The sequence below is a fragment of the Paractinoplanes hotanensis genome, from assembly GCF_023717965.1.
In the GTDB taxonomy this organism is placed as follows: domain Bacteria; phylum Actinomycetota; class Actinomycetes; order Mycobacteriales; family Micromonosporaceae; genus Actinoplanes; species Actinoplanes polyasparticus.
The window spans coordinates 268,372-285,753 of sequence record NZ_JAMQOL010000006.1; the positions used below are offsets into that span (position 1 = coordinate 268,372).

The 17,382-nt window shown below is 70.2% G+C and carries 17 protein-coding genes; 16 read left to right on the top strand and 1 reads right to left on the bottom strand.

Annotation, left to right across the window (positions count from 1 at the left end; genetic code table 11):
• The first annotated feature begins 17 nt into the window (after positions 1-17).
• The 4 genes from LXN57_RS05635 to LXN57_RS05650 all read left to right on the top strand — a co-directional run bounded on the left by LXN57_RS05635 (position 18) and on the right by LXN57_RS05650 (position 4,950).
• Positions 18-860 carry a hypothetical protein gene (locus tag LXN57_RS05635; protein WP_251796917.1) on the top strand — a complete coding sequence of 281 codons (843 nt, stop codon included), beginning with the start codon at positions 18-20 and terminating at the stop codon, positions 858-860.
• Between the two features lie 252 nt (positions 861-1,112).
• Positions 1,113-1,934 (top strand): succinate dehydrogenase subunit SdhC, encoded by an 822-nt coding sequence (sdhC, locus tag LXN57_RS05640; RefSeq protein WP_251796919.1) that lies wholly within the window; start codon positions 1,113-1,115, stop codon positions 1,932-1,934.
• Between the two features lie 11 nt (positions 1,935-1,945).
• Complete coding sequence (locus LXN57_RS05645) at positions 1,946-3,904, top strand: fumarate reductase/succinate dehydrogenase flavoprotein subunit (RefSeq protein WP_251796971.1); 1,959 nt, start codon at positions 1,946-1,948, stop codon at positions 3,902-3,904.
• Positions 3,904-4,950 (top strand): succinate dehydrogenase/fumarate reductase iron-sulfur subunit, encoded by a 1,047-nt coding sequence (locus LXN57_RS05650; protein WP_251796921.1) that lies wholly within the window; start codon positions 3,904-3,906, stop codon positions 4,948-4,950. The genes LXN57_RS05645 and LXN57_RS05650 overlap by 1 nt, the downstream gene beginning before the upstream one ends.
• Positions 4,951-5,031: 81 nt before the next feature.
• Here LXN57_RS05650 and LXN57_RS05655 read toward each other — a convergent pair whose 3' ends face one another.
• Complete coding sequence (locus tag LXN57_RS05655; RefSeq protein WP_251796923.1) at positions 5,032-5,784, bottom strand: TetR/AcrR family transcriptional regulator C-terminal domain-containing protein; 753 nt, start codon at positions 5,782-5,784, stop codon at positions 5,032-5,034.
• Positions 5,785-5,870: 86 nt separating this feature from the next.
• Here LXN57_RS05655 and LXN57_RS05660 point away from each other — a divergent pair, with 86 nt between their 5' ends.
• From LXN57_RS05660 to LXN57_RS05715, 12 genes are all read left to right on the top strand, one after another.
• Positions 5,871-7,385 carry an MFS transporter gene (locus LXN57_RS05660; protein ID WP_251796924.1) on the top strand — a complete coding sequence of 505 codons (1,515 nt, stop codon included), beginning with the start codon at positions 5,871-5,873 and terminating at the stop codon, positions 7,383-7,385.
• 69 nt (positions 7,386-7,454) lie between these two features.
• A complete protein-coding gene (locus LXN57_RS05665; protein WP_251796925.1) occupies positions 7,455-8,102 on the top strand; it encodes an alpha-ketoglutarate-dependent dioxygenase AlkB in 648 nt (215 codons plus the stop codon).
• Positions 8,103-8,349: 247 nt separating this feature from the next.
• Positions 8,350-9,063 (top strand): ABC transporter ATP-binding protein, encoded by a 714-nt coding sequence (locus tag LXN57_RS05670; protein ID WP_251796927.1) that lies wholly within the window; start codon positions 8,350-8,352, stop codon positions 9,061-9,063.
• Positions 9,060-9,764, top strand: a complete 705-nt coding sequence (locus LXN57_RS05675; RefSeq protein ID WP_251796928.1) for an ABC transporter ATP-binding protein — start codon at positions 9,060-9,062, stop codon at positions 9,762-9,764. Before LXN57_RS05670 ends, LXN57_RS05675 begins: the two co-directional genes overlap by 4 nt.
• A gap of 1 nt (position 9,765) precedes the next feature.
• On the top strand, positions 9,766-10,644 hold the full coding sequence (locus LXN57_RS05680) for a branched-chain amino acid ABC transporter permease (protein ID WP_221375644.1): 879 nt from the start codon (positions 9,766-9,768) through the stop codon (positions 10,642-10,644).
• On the top strand, positions 10,641-11,660 hold the full coding sequence (locus LXN57_RS05685; protein WP_251796930.1) for a branched-chain amino acid ABC transporter permease: 1,020 nt from the start codon (positions 10,641-10,643) through the stop codon (positions 11,658-11,660). The genes LXN57_RS05680 and LXN57_RS05685 overlap by 4 nt, the downstream gene beginning before the upstream one ends.
• A gap of 48 nt (positions 11,661-11,708) precedes the next feature.
• The gene (locus tag LXN57_RS05690; protein WP_251796972.1) at positions 11,709-12,968 is read left to right on the top strand and encodes an ABC transporter substrate-binding protein; all 1,260 of its coding nucleotides are present in this window, start codon (positions 11,709-11,711) and stop codon (positions 12,966-12,968) included.
• 47 nt (positions 12,969-13,015) lie between these two features.
• Positions 13,016-13,762, top strand: a complete 747-nt coding sequence (locus LXN57_RS05695; RefSeq protein WP_251796932.1) for an SDR family oxidoreductase — start codon at positions 13,016-13,018, stop codon at positions 13,760-13,762.
• A complete protein-coding gene (locus tag LXN57_RS05700; protein ID WP_251796933.1) occupies positions 13,759-14,535 on the top strand; it encodes an SDR family NAD(P)-dependent oxidoreductase in 777 nt (258 codons plus the stop codon). Before LXN57_RS05695 ends, LXN57_RS05700 begins: the two co-directional genes overlap by 4 nt.
• A complete protein-coding gene (locus LXN57_RS05705) occupies positions 14,532-15,527 on the top strand; it encodes a phosphotransferase family protein (protein WP_251796935.1) in 996 nt (331 codons plus the stop codon). The genes LXN57_RS05700 and LXN57_RS05705 overlap by 4 nt, the downstream gene beginning before the upstream one ends.
• Positions 15,527-16,729, top strand: a complete 1,203-nt coding sequence (locus tag LXN57_RS05710) for an acyl-CoA dehydrogenase family protein (RefSeq protein ID WP_251796937.1) — start codon at positions 15,527-15,529, stop codon at positions 16,727-16,729. Before LXN57_RS05705 ends, LXN57_RS05710 begins: the two co-directional genes overlap by 1 nt.
• Positions 16,726-17,310 carry a TetR/AcrR family transcriptional regulator gene (locus LXN57_RS05715; protein WP_251796939.1) on the top strand — a complete coding sequence of 195 codons (585 nt, stop codon included), beginning with the start codon at positions 16,726-16,728 and terminating at the stop codon, positions 17,308-17,310. Before LXN57_RS05710 ends, LXN57_RS05715 begins: the two co-directional genes overlap by 4 nt.
• Positions 17,311-17,382: the final 72 nt, after the last annotated feature.

Below are 17,382 nucleotides of genomic sequence, written 5' to 3' on the forward strand. Positions count from 1 at the left end.
CGTGCTTCACTGGGCCGGTGAGCGATTCGCCGCGCGACCCTGACCAGGACGACGACGCCACCGCCCGCCTGCCGAGGCCCGATCGCGCCGACCCCGCTGTCCGGCCGCCCGACACCTCGCCGGGCCTGCCGACCGAGGCGCCATCGAGCACCGTGGATCCCGCCGGTGGGGACTCGTTCGCGGCCGGACGCGCGACATCGACCACACCCGGCAGCCCCTCCGCAGCCGGGAGCGGGCCGGCGGACGGCGCCGAACCAGCACGTGGCAGCCGGGCGGCAAGCGGAGGCCGCTCCGGGGTGACGGTCGGTGCGCGGCCCGCGTGGTGGCGGCGACTGGCGGGCTCCGGCGTGCACGACGCCCGGCAGCGACGGCGGCGGCAATGGTTCGTGGCGGGCATCTCGATCGGTGCGGCCCTGATTGTGATCGCCCTCTGCGCGGGCGCGCTGGCCGTCGTCGATGCCGTCTCGGACGTGCGCGACACTGCCTCCGAGGCGCGCGAGACCCGCGTGCTGCGTGACCAGAACTGCCTCGAACTCGAACGCCGGCTCAATCGGCTCAATCCGCCCGGCGCCGCCTCGAGCCCGGCCGGCCGGGCGGTCGCGATCCGCGACGAGAACTCGGCCGTCCGCATCTACGTCGGCGAGATCAGCGACGCCCGCGCCCAGGACGGCTGGCGCCAGTTGCTCGACTCCCGCGCCGTCTACGCCGATGCCCTCGACCGCCAGGCGAAGGCTCGCACACCCGCCTTCTACGTCCCCCCGAAGAACGCGGACAACGAGCCCGTCGCCGACGATCTGATCGAGGTGTCGCCCGCACCGTGCGCCGGCCCGGTCCGCCGCCTGGCCGTCCCCGACCTCTGAGAGCCCCTCGCGGGCGCCCTGTCCGGCTGCTACCCGAGCGTCCGTTTTGGATCAGCCTGAGCAAGATCCACTAGCGTGTGCGAACGTATCGATGCGATGAGGGTCGACATTTGTGATCCATCCCCCATCCCTGGACGCGAAACTGTCCGACCCTCGGCGTAACGTGTGCCCCACATCACGTAGGCATGGCGGCTGCCGAGCTCCCCCTCGCTCGCCGGCCGGGTCACTGGGACAGGCACGTCAGGAGATCGAATGACGACGACGGCAACGAAGCCGGGCGTGGGGCCCTCCGGTCCACACAAGCCACGCGCGGCGATCACGGCCAAGACGCTGCGCACCGACCGGTGGTGGCTCGCCCCGCTCATCACCTTCGTCGGGCTGGGGGCGTGGGTCACCTACGCGACCGTCCGCGTCTTCATGCACGACTATTACTTCGTCGAGGCTTACCACTACCTCACGCCGTTCTACTCGCCCTGCCTGACCGACCGATGCGTCGAGGGTTCAGCGCTGTTCGGCACGCCCCTGCCCAGCTGGTGGATCCTGCCCGAGGCCGCCTTCACGCTGCCGTTCCTGCTGCTCTTCCGGCTCACTTGCTACTACTACCGCAAGGCCTACTACCGGGCCTTCTGGCTCTCCCCGCCGGCCTGCGCGGTCCCCGACGGTCACGCCAAATACACCGGTGAGACCCGGTTCCCGCTGATCTTCCAGAACGCCCACCGCTACGCGTTCTACGCCGCGATGATCATCTCGCTGATCAACACGTACGACGCGATCATCGCGTTCCGCAGCGGCGACTCGTTCGGCTTCGGGCTGGGCAACATCATCCTGGTCGGCAACGTGGTGATGCTCTGGCTCTACACGCTGTCGTGCCACTCATGCCGTCACATCGCCGGCGGCCGCCTCAAGCACTTCTCGAAGCACCCGGTGCGCTACCGCATCTGGACCTTCGTGTCGAAGCTGAACGTCCGCCACATGCAGCTGGCCTGGATCACGCTCGGCACGCTGGCGCTGACCGACTTCTACATCATGGCGCTGGAGCTCGGCTGGTTCTCCGATCTTCGGTTCGTCGGCTGAGGGGCACGCACATCATGACTACCGCACGAATCGAACGACACCACTACGACGTCGTCGTGATCGGTGCCGGCGGCGCCGGTCTGCGCGCGGCCATCGAGGCCCGGCTGGCCGGCAAGCGTACGGCGATCATCTCGAAGTCCCTGTTCGGCAAGGCCCACACGGTGATGGCCGAGGGCGGCGCCGCCGCCGCGATGGGCAACGTCAACTCGCGCGACAACTGGATGGTCCATTTCCGCGACACCATGCGCGGCGGCAAGTTCCTCAACAACTTCCGCATGGCCGAGCTGCACGCCAAGGAAGCACCGGAACGCATCTGGGAGCTCGAGACGTACGGGGCGCTCTTCGACCGTACGAAGGACGGCAAGATCTCCCAGCGGAACTTCGGCGGCCACGAATATCCCCGGCTCGCGCACGTCGGCGACCGCACCGGCCTCGAGCTGATCCGCACCCTGCAGCAGAAGATCGTCTCGCTCCAGCAGGAAGACTTCGCCGAGACGGGCAACTACGACTCCCGCCTCCGGGTCTTCTCCGAGACCACGATCACCGAGCTGCTGCTCGACGGCAACCGCGTGGCCGGCGCGTTCGGCTACTACCGCGAATCCGGCGAGTTCATCCTGCTCGAGGCGCCCGCGGTGATCCTGGCGACCGGTGGCGTCGGCCGCAGCTACAAGGTCACCTCGAACTCGTGGGAGTACACCGGCGACGGACACGCCCTGGCGCTACGGGCGGGCGCGACGCTGATCAACATGGAGTTCCTCCAGTTCCACCCGACCGGCATGGTGTGGCCGCCCAGCGTCAAGGGCATCCTGGTCACCGAGTCGGTCCGGGGCGACGGCGGTGTGCTGCGCAACAGCGAGGGCAAGCGCTTCATGTTCGACTACGTCCCCGACGTGTTCCGCAAGCAGTACGCGGACACGGAGGAAGAGGCCGACCGCTGGTACAACGACCCCGACAACAACCGCCGCCCACCCGAGCTGCTGCCGCGCGACGAGGTCGCCCGTGCGATCAACTCCGAGGTCAAGGCGGGCCGGGGCACCAAGGCGGGCGGCGTCCTGCTCGACGTCTCCACCCGCATGCCGGCCGAGACGATCACCAAGCGGCTCCCGTCGATGTATCACCAGTTCAAGGAGCTGGCCGACGTCGACATCACCAAGGAGCCGATGGAGGTCGGGCCCACCTGCCACTACGTCATGGGCGGGGTCGAGGTCGAGCCCGACAGCACGGCTGCGATGGGCACGGTCGAGGGTCTGTTCGCCGCGGGCGAGGTGTCCGGCGGCATGCACGGCTCCAACCGGCTCGGCGGCAACTCGCTGTCCGACCTGCTGGTCTTCGGCAAGCGGGCCGGCGAGCACGCCGCGGCCTACACCGACTCGCTGACCAAGCGGCCCAAGGTCACCACGTCCGACGTGGAATCCGCGGTGCTCACGGCCCTCGCGCCCTTGGAGAGGCCGGGCGGCGAGAATCCGTACACCCTGCAGCAGGATCTTCAGGCCGTGATGGGCGACCTGGTCGGCATCATCCGGCGCGAGGGCGAACTGACCGACGCGCTCAAGCGGCTCCAGCAGCTCAAGCTGCGCGTCGCCCAGGTCGGGGCGGTCGGCGGCCGGCGCTACAACCCGGGCTGGCACCTCGCGCTCGACCTGCGCAACATGCTGATCGTCTCGGAGTGCACGGCCAAGGCGGCGCTCGAGCGTGAGGAGTCCCGCGGCGGTCACACCCGCGAGGACTTCCCGCAGATGAACCCGCAGTGGCGGTTGATCAACCTGGTCTGCTCGCTCGACGGTTCCGGCGACGTGCACCTCGAGCGCAAACCCGTGCCCCGCATGCGGGACGAGTTGATCCAGCTGTTCGAGCGCTCCGAGCTGTCGAAATACCTGACCGAGGGCGAGATCACCCAGTTCGACGCGATCGAGGGCCCGACGGGCGACGCCGCCATCCCCGGCGCGACGAGCAAGACGGAGGCGAAGTAATGGGCACCAAGCGCCACTTCCGCGTCTGGCGGGGCGATTCGGCCGGCGGCGACATCGAGGACTTCGACGTCGAGGTCAACGAGGGTGAGGTCGTGCTCGACATCATCCACCGGCTGCAGGCGACCCAGACGCCCGACCTGGCCTGCCGGTGGAACTGCAAGGCCGGCAAGTGCGGCTCGTGCTCGATGGAGATCAACGGCAAGCCCCGGCTGGGCTGCATGACCCGCATGTCGACGTTCGAAGAGGACGAGACGGTCACGATCACGCCGCTGCGCACGTTTCCGGTCATCCGCGACCTGGTCACCGACGTCTCCTTCAACTACGACAAGGCCCGCGAGACCCCGGCCTTCGCGCCGCCGCCCGGGGTGGCGCCGGGCGACTACCGCATGCAGCAGGTCGACGTCGAACGCAGCCAAGAGTTCCGCAAGTGCATCGAGTGCTTCCTCTGCCAGAACACCTGTCACGTCGTGCGCGACCACGAAGAGAACAAGGCCGCGTTCTCCGGTCCGCGCTACTTCATCCGCGCCGCCGAGCTCGACATGCACCCGCTCGACGACCGGGAGGACCGCAAGGAGTACGCCCAGTCCCACCAGGGCATGGGCTTGTGCAACATCACCAAGTGCTGCACCGAGGTCTGCCCCGAGCACATCAAGATCACCGACAACGCGATCATCCCGATGAAGGAGCGTGTCGTCGACCGCCGCTACGACCCGCTGGTCTGGCTCGGTCGCAAGATCTTCCGCCGTGACCAGCTCGACGGCGACGGCATGGCGCCGAGCAGCTCGGTCGGGGTGACCGACGTGGCCAAGGGCGCGCCGTTCACCACCAACCGCGGCCCCGAGGGCCCCGAGGTGCGCGAGGACGGCCGGATGGACGTCACCGAGGTCACGCTGCCCACCCAGGGCGGCCCGTCCCCGTTCGGCGACCAGGAGTTCCCGCTGCCGTCCGGCCGGGTGGCCTACCAGCCGCCGGCGCCGCAGTACGGCGTTCACGACGACGGCCAGGACGGCGACCACGGCACCGACGGTCACCACCAGGCCCACTGAGCCAACGACTCCGGCCGCCGGCAACGCGCCGGCGGCCGGAGTCGTGCCCGCTGTCCATCAGGCCATCGCACCCGCTGTTCATCAGGCCGGCGGCGGCTTCCCGTCGTTTCGCGTCAGCCAGCTCTCCAGTCCGTCGAGCAGGCGTTCCAAGCCGAAGGCGTACGTCTCCTCCAGCACCTGTTCGGGGTCGTTGCGCAACGACCCGGTCTCTTTTCGCCACTTCTCGTAGTTCGGGTTGTCGGGCGCGAGCCGTTCCAGATAGGGCTCGACGTCCTCGGCTACCTCTTCCCACGTCTTCCCCGTGCGCTTCAGGGCCGACTTGACCGCCGCTTCGGAGGTCGCCGAGCCGATCGCGTGGGCGTTGAGCGTCGCCGTCGCGTGCGACAGCGGCATGCCGGCGAAGCCGGCCGCCGTGAAGAGCGCCACGAGCCGCTCACCGAGGCGCATCGCGTTGGGGCCGAGCGTGGGGTGCAGGCCGAGCAGACCGATCACCCACGGATGCCGCAGCAGCGCCGAGCGCATGCCGTTCGCGCTGATCGACGCGCCGACCCGCCAGTGGGTGTCACCCGGCTCGGGCACGTAGACCTCGCCCAGCACCTCGTCGACCGCGAGCTCGAGCAGCTCATCCTTGTTCGCGACGTGCCAGTAGAGCGACGTGGCCCCGGCCCCCAGCTTGGTGCCCAGCCGGCGCATGCTGAGCCCGGCCGACCCCTCGGCGTCGAGCAACTCGATCGCCGCGCGGACGATCTGCTCGCGGCTCAGCGAGGGCTGACCGGTCTGAGCGCGTGGCGGCCGCAACCAGACGGAGCCGGTGAACCCTTCGGTGCTTCTCACCTGCCCATCCTAAAGCCACTCGCACAGTGTTCGAGCCGACTGGTACGGTGTTCGAGCCAATCGAACGCCGTACTAGAAAGGCCGTCATGACGGAGCGCAACCCTCGGCGCTGGTTGATCCTCGGTGTGCTCTGCCTGAGCCTGCTGGTGGTCGTCGTCGACAACATGGTGCTGAACATCGCGATCCCGTCGCTGATCCGCGACCTCGGCGCCAGCACCGCCCAGATTCAGTGGATCATCGACGCCTACATCCTGGTCTTCGCCGGGCTGCTGCTCACCGCCGGCAGCCTGTCGGACCGCCACGGCCGCCGCCGCGGCCTGGTGATCGGGCTCGTCGTCTTCGGCAGCGCCTCGGTGCTCGCCACGCTCTGCCAGACCCCGGGACAGCTCATCGCCGTCCGCGGCCTGATGGGTGTCGGCGCCGCTTTCCTGATGCCGGGCACCCTGTCGATCCTCACCACCGTCTTCGCCGAGGACGAGCGCAAGAAGGCGATCGCCATCTGGAGCTCGGTGCTCATGCTGGGTGCCCTGGGCGGGCCCAGCCTCGGCGGACTGCTGCTCGAGCACTTCTGGTGGGGTTCGATCTTCCTGCTCAACGTGCCGATCGCGATCCTCGGCATCGTGGCCGCGCTGGCCGTCATTCCCGAGTCCCGGGGCGCGGCCAGCCGGCCCGACCTGCTCGGCGCGCTGCTCTCCATGGTCGGCATGACGGCCCTGGTCTGGGGCGTGATCCATTCGGCGCAGGGCGGCCTCGGGTCGGCCTCCACCCTCGGCGGCTTCGCCGTCGCAGTCATCGCGCTCACCGCGTTCGTCCTATGGGAGCGCAAGGTCGCCGAGCCGATGCTGCCGCTGAAGCTCTTCCGCAACCGCAACTTCGCGGGAGCCAGCCTCTCGATCGTCCTTCTCTCGTTCTCGGCGGGCGGCGTGCTCCTCGCCCTCACGCAATACCTGCAGTTCGCGCTCGGCTACGAGCCGCTCAAGGCCGGCACGGCGTTCATCCCGATGATCGTCACCGCCATGGTCTTCAACGGCGTGGGCGTGGTCGTCGACAAGAAGTTCGGCACGCGGACCGCCCTGGCCGCCGGGCTGCTGCTCATGGCGGCCGGCTTCGGCATCCTCTCGTCGCTCGCGCCCGGGGACGGCTATCTCAAGCTCGCGTTCGCGCTGGTCGTCATGGGCATGGGCAGCGGCACGGCCGGGCCCGCGGCCTACGGAACCCTGATGGCGTCGCTGCCACCGGAGCGGGTCGGCGTCGGCTCGGCCGTGAACGACACCGTGCAACAGGTCGGCACGGCGCTGAGCGTCGCCGTGCTCGGCAGCGTGCTCACCGCCACCTATCGGGCCGCCATGCCCACCGACGTGGCCGAGCGGGCCCGCGACTCGATCGGCGACGCGCTGCAGATCGCTGCCACCACCGGCGATGCGGCCCTGGCCCGGGTCGCGCAGGACTCCTTCGTCTCGGCGATCGCCTCGACCTCTCTCATCGGCGTGGTCGGCGGCATCGTGGCGGCCGTGGTCGCCGTGGCCGTCCTGCGGCCGGCGCCGCGGGCAACCACACCCGAAGATGCAGCCCCGGAGCCGGAGTCGCAACTGGCCGGCTGACACCTGTGGACAACTGACGGCCCTGTGGACAGCCGACCAATCTTCGAACGTTCGTACTAACATGGCCGCATGACCAGCACCTATCAGCCATCGATGTTCGACCTGAGCGGCGGCGCCGGGGGCAGCCCCGCCCCCGGCGCCGGTGAGCTGGCCGGCCGCATCGAACGCCACCAGCTCACCGCGGGGGCCTGGGTCGACGTGCTGCCCGGCTGGCTGCACGGGTCCGACGCGGTCTTCGAGGCGCTGCTCGGCATCGACTGGCGGGCAGACCGCCGCCAGATGTACGACAACGTCGTCGACGTCCCCCGCCTGTTGCGCTGGTTCGGCGCCGACGAGCCCCTGCCGCACCCCGCCCTGGCCGAGGCGAGGGCCCGGCTCAACATCCACTACGCCGACGAGCTGGGCGAAGAGTTCGTCACCGCCGGCATGTGCCTCTACCGCGACGGCAAAGACAGCGTCGCCTGGCACGGCGACACGATCGGCCGCTCCGCCCGCCACGACACGATGGTCGCCATCGTGTCGGTGGGCTCCCCGCGCCACCTCTCCCTGCGGCCGCGTGCCGGCGGCCACGAGACACTGCGCTTCCCGCTCGGCCACGGCGACCTGATCGTCATGGGCGGCTCCTGCCAGCGCACGTGGGAACACGCCATCCTCAAGACGGCCAAGCCCGTGGGCCCGCGCATCAGCATCCAGTTCCGCCCAGCCGGCGTCGCCTGACGCAAAGCGGCACGCCCGGTTCCGCGCCCTTCGCAAAGCGGGCCTCAGATGCCCCCGGACGGCCCGGCGGCATGCGATAAACGTCAATGGAAACAACTTGGAAACAGGCGGTTGACGTGCACGCGGAGAAAGTTACACTGCGAGTGTAAATAGTTTGACGGGAACGATCCACAGAGGACGGGCCGCGTCGTGTCCTGGCGCGCTTGGCGTTCGTCCGGCCACTCCGCCGCACCGAGCCGAGGTGACCATGTCAACGGAACCGCTCAACGACGCCGAGGGCTTGACCCTGGACCACATCACCGTTCGTTTCGGAGGGTTGCTCGCCCTCGACGACGTCTCCCTGCGGGTCACGCCGGGCCGCACCGTCGGGATCATCGGGCCCAACGGCGCGGGCAAGACCACCCTCTTCAACGTCATCTGCGGATTCGTGGCGCCGCAGTCCGGCGCTCTCACCCTCGACGGCAAGCCGTTCCGGCCGAAGCCGCACCACCTCACCCGCCGGGGCATCGCCCGCACGTTGCAGGGGGTCGGTCAGTTCAACGGCATGACCGTCCTCGAGAACGTGCTGGTCGGCGCCCGGTCGCGCAAACCCGAGGCCGACGCGTGGGAGGCACTGGACCGCTGCGGCGTCGCGGAACACGCCCGGGCGCTGCCGGGGTCGCTGCCGTACGCCAAGCGCAAACGCGTCGAACTGGCCCGCGCGCTCGCCGCCCGGCCCCGCATCCTGATGCTCGACGAGCCGGCCGGCGGCCTCGACGCCGACGAGATCCGCTGGCTGGCCGATCTGATCCAGGGGGCGGAGACGACCGTCCTGCTCGTCGAGCACCACATGGAACTGGTCATGTCGGTCTGCGACGAGATCCTCGTTCTCGATTTCGGCAAGCCGATCGCGCTGGGTAGTCCGGCCGAGATCCGGACGAACGACAAGGTCGCCGAGGCCTACCTGGGCGCGGCCGCATGAGCGCGTTGCTCGAGGTCGAGGGGCTCACCGCCGGCTACGGCGCCGCACCCGTGCTGCACGACGTCAGCCTGTCCGTCCAACCCGGACAGATCGTCGCCGTCCTGGGCGCCAACGGCGCCGGCAAGTCGACCCTCCTGCGGACGCTGTCGGGCCTGTTGCCCGCCACGAGCGGCCGTGTGACCTTCGACGGCCAGGATCTGCGCGGCGTCCGGGTCGAGCGGATGGTGCACCTCGGCATCGCCCACGTGCCCGAGGGCCGCGGCGTCGTCACCGAGCTGACGGTCGACGAGAATCTGCGCCTGGGCGGGCTCTGGCGCAAGCCGCAGCCGCCCCTCGAGCCGATCTACGAGCTGTTTCCCCGGCTCGCCGAGCGCCGCGGCCACCTCGGCCACCAGCTTTCCGGTGGCGAGCGCCAGATGCTCGCGATCGGCCGCGCGCTGGCCGCCCAGCCCCGGCTCCTGCTGCTCGACGAGCCCTCGCTGGGTCTCGCTCCCAAGATCACGGCTCAGATCATGGGCCTGCTGCGCGATCTGCGCGACCGCACCGGGCTGGCCGTCCTGCTGGTCGAGCAGAACGTCCGCAGCGCGCTCTCGATCGCCGACCAGGGTGTCGTGCTGTCGCTGGGCCGCATCGTCACCCGGCACGATGCCGCGACGCTCGTCGACGACGCCGACCTCCGGCACGCCTACCTGGGGTTCTGACATGGACCGTTTCCTGTTCCTCACCTTCGACGGCCTCAGCCGGGGCGCCGTCTACGCGGCGTTCGCACTGGCCCTGGTGCTGATCTGGCGGGCCACGCGCATCGTCAACTTCGCCCAGGGCGCGATGGCGGTGGCGACGGCGTACGTGGCGTACTCGGTGGCCGACGCGACCGGCTCGTACTGGCTCGGCTTCGTCGTCGCGCTGGTCGCCGGCCTGCTGCTGGGCGCGGGGGTCGAGCGTGTGGTGATGCGCTTCGTCGACCACTCCTCGCCGCTCAACGGCGTGGTCGTCGCGCTCGGCCTGGTGCTGATCATCCAGGGCGTGCTCGGCATGATCTACGGCAACGAGTTCCGGCCGGCCACGGCCCCGTTCAGCCGCGACGCGTTCGAGATCGGCGGCGTCGCCCTGCTGTCGCGCTACGACCTGTTCGTCTTCGCCGCGGTGGGGGCGGTGGTCGTCCTTCTCACGCTGCTGTTCACCCGTACGCCCACCGGCCTGCGCATGCGGGCGGCCGCCTTCGCCCCGGACGTCTCGCGGCTGCTCGGCGTCCCGGTCGGCGGCATGCTGACGCTGGGCTGGGCGCTCGCCGCCGCCGTGGGCTCGCTCGCCGGCATGCTCGTCATCCCCACCGAACTGGGCCTGCACCCGACCGCGATGGACATCGTCTTCATCTCGGCGTTCACCGCGGCCGTACTGGGCGGCCTCGACAGTCCGATCGGCTCGGTGCTCGGCGGCCTGCTCGTCGGCCTGCTGCTCTCGTACATCAGCGGTTACCTCGGCGCCACGGTCGCCCCGATGGCCGTCCTGGCCCTGTTGGTCGTCGTCCTCCTGAGCCGTCCCGACGGCCTCTTCTCCCGATCGAAAGCGAGGACGGCATGACCGTCGTCCGGGACCGCGTCACCACGCGGATCGCCTCGCCGCCGATGCGGCGCCGGTTCAGCCCTCTGGTCGTCGTCGTCATCGGCGCCGCGATCGTGGTGGCGCTCACCTACACCCTGCCGCCGTTCCGCACCTACCAGCTGGCGACCATCGGGGCCTATCTCTGCGTCACCGCCGGCCTGACCGTGCTGACCGGCCTCAATGGACAGCTGTCGCTCGGCCACGGCGCCCTGATGGCGACCGGCGCGTACACGCTCGCGCTCTGGCAGAACAAGTTCAACCTGCTCGCCGTCGGCATCGTGGTGGCGATCCTGGTGACCACCGCCGTCGGCGCCGTCATCGGCCTGGCCGCGGCCCGCCTGCGCGGGCCCTATCTGGCCGGTCTCACCCTGGCCGTCGCGGTGGTCGTGCCCTCGATCACCAGCACGTTCGACGAGACGTTCAACAGCGATCAGGGCCTGTCGGTGATCCTGAACCCGCCGCCCGAGTCGATGACGGTAGAGCAGTGGCAGGCCTGGGTGTGCTGGGGTGGCGCCCTGATCACCGTGCTGGCGCTGGCCCTGCTCACCCGGGGCCGGTTCGGCCGGGACATGCGGGCCGTGCGTGACGACGAGACAGCAGCCCGTCTCGCCGGCATCAGCATCGCCCGCACGCAGGTCGCCGCGTTCGTCGTCTCCGCCGCCTGCGCCGGTCTCGCCGGCGCCCTGTTCGCAGTGATCGCGCAGAGCGTCTCCCCCGGCGCGTTCCCGCTGACCCTGTCGCTGTTCCTGCTGATGGCGATCGTCATCGGCGGCCTGGGCCGGCTCTCCGGCGCGCTGATCGGCGCAGGGCTGCTGGTCGCGCTGCCCGCGGTCGCGCACGAGATCGGCGAGGCGGCCGGCTCGCAGCGGCTCGAGGGCAACCTCGCGCTCACCTTCTTCGGCGTCGTTCTCGTCGTCGTCATGCTCGCCGCTCCCGGCGGCCTGGCCTCCCTACGGATTCCTCGCCGGTGGCAGTTCCGCACCAAGAAGCACTGAAAGGCACGCGCACAACCACTTCCTGGATTCCGCGCAGAAAGGCCGATGATGAAACGCACCGCGACCGTCCTCGCCGCCGTGCTGCTGGCCGCGGCCGGCTGCAGCAACGCCGACAGTGGCGGCGGCAGCAGCGCCGCCACTCCCGGTGTGACCGACACCGAGATCGTGGTGGGCACGCACATGCCCCTCACGGGCCCCGCCGCCGCCGGCTATTCCAAGATCGCCCCGGCCACCAAGGCCTACTTCGACTACGTGAACGCGAACGGCGGCGTGCACGGCCGCAAGATCACCTACAAGATCATGGACGACGGCTACAACCCGGCGAACACCCAGCAGGTCGTGCGCCAGCTGGTCCTGCAGGACAAGGTCTTCGCCATCCTCAACGGCCTGGGCACGCCCACGCACAGCGGTGTGCTCGACTTCCTCAAGACCAACCGGGTGCCCGACCTCTTCGTGGCCAGCGGCAGCCGCAGCTGGAACCAGCCCGACAAGTATCCCGGCACGTTCGGCTTCAACCCCGACTACACCGTCGAGGGCAAGATCCTGGCCACCCACGTGAAGACGGAGCACGCCGGCAAGAAGGTCTGCTTCCTCGGTCAGGACGACGACTTCGGCCGGGACAGCCTGGCCGGCATCGAGAAGGTGCTCGGCCCGGTCGCAGCCAAGCAGTCGTACGTGACCAGCAACCCGAACGTCGGGCCGCAGATCGGCGCGCTCAAGGCGGCCGGCTGCCAGGTCGTCATGCTCGCGACCGTGCCCGGGTTCACCGCGCTGTCGATCGGCACGGCGGCGAAGATCGGGTTCAAGCCGCAGTTCGTGGTGAGCAACGTCGGCTCCGACCCGACCACGCTCGCCAAGACCCTGGGGGCGGCCGCGCCGCTGCTCGAAGGGGTCGTGGCGGCGAACTACCTGCCGCTGGTCAACGACACCGCGAACCCGTGGATCCAGCTGTACACCAAGGTCAACAAGGAGTACAACGCCGGCGCCGAGATGGACAACAACGTCGTGTACGGCATGTCCGTCGCCTACCTGTTCGTCCAGTCGCTGCAGTCCGCCGGCAAGGATCTGACCCGGGACGGCATCATCGAGGCGGTCAAGAAGGGCGGCTTCACCGGGCCCGGCCTGGTGCCGACGCGCTACTCGGCGACCGACCACTCCGGCTACGGCGGTGAGCAGCTCACCGTCATCGAGGGCGGCCAGGCCAAGTGGATCGGCAAGCCGTTCCGGACCGACGACGGCGACGGCGCGGTCGAGGTCTACGAGCAGGCGGCGGTGGCCCCGCCAGCGAACGGCATCCCCGCTGCCTAAGGTGGGCTGCGGGACATCTGTTGATCAGGACTGACGAGGGAGCGGCCATGGCGGACCAAGTGGCGATCGTGACGGGAGCCAGCAGGGGGATCGGTTTCGCCATCGCGCAACGCTTCGTGGCCGACGGGTACAAGGTCTGCATCACCGGCCGGGACGCGGCCGCGCTCGACTCGGCGGCCAAGGATCTGGGCGGCGCCGAGGTGGCGATCGGGGTCGCCGGCAAGGGCGACGACCCCGATCACCGGGCCGCCGTGGTCGACACCGTGCTGGGCCAGTTCGGCCCGGTCACGGCGCTCGTCAACAACATCGGCATCAACCCGGTCTACGGGCCGCTCGCCTCGCTCGACCTGAGCGCGGCCCGCAAGATCCTCGAGGTCAACGTCCTCGGCACGCTCGGCTGGGTGCAGGAGGCCCTGCGCGGCAGGCTGGCCGAGGACGGCGGCTCGATCGTCAACATCTCGTCGGTCTCGGGCGTGCGCCCAGCGCCCGGCATCGGCTTCTACGGGGTCACCAAGGCCGCGCTGATTCACCTCACCGAGGAGCTGGCCGTCGAGCTGGCGCCCAAGGTGCGGGTCAACGCGGTCGCCCCGGCCGTGGTCAAGACCAAGTTCGCGTCCGCTCTCTTCGAGGGCCGGGAGGAACAGGTGTCGTCCGGCTATCCGATGGCCCGGCTGGGCGTCCCCGAGGACGTGGCCGGCGCGGTCGCGTTCCTCAGCTCGGCCGACGCGGGCTGGATCACCGGCCAGACCCTCGTCATCGACGGCGGCGTCACCCTGACCGGGAAGATGCAGTGAAGCGGGTCGTCGTCACCGGCGCCGGCGGCGGAATCGGCGCGGCGCTGGCCCGCCGGTTCGCGGCCGAGGGGGCCGAGGTCGTCGTCAACGACGTCGACCAGGCCGCGGCCGAGGCTGTGGCCAGCGACATCGGCGGTCTGCCGGTGCCCGGCGACGCGGCCGACGAGCAGGACACCCGCCGCCTGATCGACACGGCCTGGGCCGAGCTGGGCGGCATCGACCTGTTCTGCGCCAACGCCGGCGTGCTCACGGCGGGCGACGAGAGCACGCCCGACGACGTGTGGACCCGGGACTGGAACGTCAACGTGATGTCGCATGTCTACGTCACCCGGGCGCTGCTTCCCCGGTGGCTCGACACGAACGAGCCCAAGCGCCTCGTGATGACGGTCAGCGCGGCCGGCCTGCTCACCCTGCTGGGAAGCGCGCCGTACGCGGTCACCAAGCACGCCGCCCTGGCGTACGCGGAATGGCTGCGCGCCACCTACCACCACCGCGGCATCACCGTGCAGGCGTTGTGCCCGCAGGGTGTCCGCACCGACATGCTGACCCGGGGCAGCGCCCGCGGCAGTGCCAGCGCCGCCCTGCTGGCCGAGAGCGCACTCGAACCCGACGTGGTGGCGGCCAAGGTCGGCGAAGCGCTGCAGGGCGACAGCTTCCTGATCCTGCCGCACCCCGAGGTGGCCGACTTCTATCGGCTGCGGGCCGCCGACCCCGACCGATGGCTCGGCGGCATGAACAAGATGCAGCGCGCCTTCGAGGGCGAGGCCCGATGAGGGGGCTCGACCTCGAACGTCTTCAGGCGTACCTCGACAGCCCGCGGGAACTGACGGGCCGCATGTTCGCCGGCGGCCGGTCGAACCTGACGTACGCCGTGACCGACGGCGAGCAGCGCTGGGTGCTGCGCCGCCCGCCGCTCGGTCACGTGCTGCCGACGGCGCACGACATGACCCGCGAGCACCGGGTGCTCGAGGCGTTGTCGAAGGCCGGGTTCCCCGCTCCGCGCCCGGTGCTGCTCTGCACCGACACCGAGGTCATCGGCGCCCCGTTCTATCTGATGGAACACGTCGACGGCACCATCTACCGGGACGTGGCCCAGCTCGAGGCGCTCGGCCCGGAAGCGATGCGGACGCTCGGTCTGTCGCTCGTGGACACTCTGGCCGACCTGCACGCCCTCGACCCGGCGGCGATCGGGCTGGACGGCTTCGGCCGTCCCGAGGGGTTCAACCAGCGCCAGGTCAACCGGTGGAAGAAGCAGCTCGACGCGTCCCGCAGCCGCGACGTGGCCGGGATCGACGAGCTGCACGCCCGGCTGGCGGTCGACATCCCGGCCGGCGGACCGGGCGCCGTGGTGCACGGGGACTTCCGCCTCGACAACGTGCTGATCGGCGACGAGTTGCAGGTCAACGCCGTGCTCGACTGGGAGATGTCGACGCTGGGCGACCCGCTCAGCGACGTGGCCCTGATGCTCGTCTACGCCGACCTTCCGCTCAATCCCGGCGCCGGTGGACGGCCGTCCGCGCCGCTGCGGGTGCCCGGGCATCCGAGCCTGGCCGAGCTGAGCGCGCGCTACGCCGAACGCAGCCGGCGCGACGTCAGCGATCTGCACTGGTACGTGGGATTCGCCGCATTCAAGCTCGCCGTCATTCTCGAGGGCGTGCACTATCGATACGTTCAGGGGCAGACCGTCGGCGACGGGTTCGAGACGATCGGTCAGATGGTCGGCCCCCTGGTCATGCGCGGTCACGAGGCGCTGGAGGGACACTGATGGACTTCGGCTTCGACGAGCGGACCGAGGACTACCGCAAGCGGCTCCTGTCCTTCATGGACGAGTACGTCTACCCGGCCGAGGCCGGGTTCCACAGCGAGGGCTGGGAACCGCCACCCATCGTGGCGCGGCTGCAGGCCCAGGCGCGGCTGGCCGGTCTGTGGAACCTCTTCCTGCCCGGTACGCACGGCGCCGGCCTGAGCAACCTGCAGTACGCGCCGCTGGCCGAGATCACCGGCCGCAGCCCGCACATCGCTCCGCCCGCGCTGAACTGCGCCGCGCCCGACACGGGCAACATGGAGGTGCTGGCCGAGTTCGGCACCGAGGAACAGAAGCAACGGTGGTTGCAGCCGTTGCTCGACGGAACCATCCGCTCGGCCTTCGCGATGACCGAGCCGCAGGTCGCCTCGTCCGACGCCACGAACATCGGCACCCGCATCGAGCGCGACGGCGACGACTACGTCATCACGGGCCGCAAGTTCTACATCACCGGCGCGATGAACCCGAACTGCCGCATCTTCATCGTGATGGGCAAGACCGACCCGTCGGCCGCGCGGCACGTCCAGCAGAGCATGGTGCTGGTCCCGCGGGACACGCCCGGCGTGACCGTGAAGCGCGGGATGACGGTCTTCGGCTACACCGACGGCGACCACGGCGGCCATGCCGAGATGCTCTTCGAGGGCGCCCGGGTGCCGGTGTCGAACCTGATCGGCGAGGAAGGCGGCGGCTTCGCCATCTCGCAGGCGCGCCTGGGGCCGGGTCGCATCCACCACTGCATGCGGCTGATCGGGATGGCCGAGCGCGCGCTGGAACTGATGTGCACCCGGGCGCTCAGCCGCACGCCGTTCGGCAAGCCGCTGGCCGAGCAGGGTGTCGTGCAGGACTGGATCGCCGAATCGCGGGTACGGATCGAACAGGCCCGGCTGCTGGTGCTCAAGGCGGCCTGGCTGATGGACACGGTCGGCAACAAGGGGGCCCACACCGAGATCCAGGCCATCAAAATCATCGTGCCGGCCACCGTCGAGTGGATCGTCGACAAGGCCATCCAGACCCACGGCGCGGCCGGCGTCGGGCAGGACACGCCGCTCGCGGGGTTGTGGGCGGCGGCCCGGACGCTGCGCCTCGCCGACGGACCGGACGAGGTGCACAAGCGCTCGCTGGCCCGGCGGGAGTTGAGCCGCCACCGGAGCGCCGCCTCGTGAGCCCGGCCCAGCAGCGCGTCGACGGGCGCACCGCCCGGTCCGAGCGCACCCGCAACGCCATCGTCGACGCGCACCTCCGGCTCATCGGCGAGGGTGACCTGCGCCCGACCGCCGACCGCATCGCCAAGACGGCGGGCGTCTCGCTGCGCGCGCTGTGGAGCCACTTCGCCGACATGGAGGCCCTGTTCACCGCGAGCGGCAAGCGGGTCCTCGAGGTGCGGGACGCCTCGCACCGGCCGATCTCGCCCGAGCTGCCGCTGCCCGAGCGCATCGAGGCCTACTGCCGCCAGCGGGCCCGCCTGCTGGAACAGATCGGCCCGACAGCCAAGGCGGCGGCGATCAAGGAGCCGTTCAGCGAGACGTTGCGCCGCTACCGGCGGATGCATGTGCAGCGCGTACGGGACGAGCTCGCCGCCCTCTTCGCGGCCGAGGTCGACGGCAACGACGAACTGCTCGACGCGCTGACCGCGGTCAGCATGTGGCCCACCTGGTCGACGTGGCGCGAGAACATGGACCTGTCGGTCATCGCGGCCCGGGCGCGGCTGTCCCGGACGATCACTGCACTGCTGGCCGCGGCCTAAGCCCCTGGCCAGAAGTCCTTCCCGTAACCCGGCGGTAGCCAGGGTGAGGTCCAGGGTGCCGCGGTGGCCAGG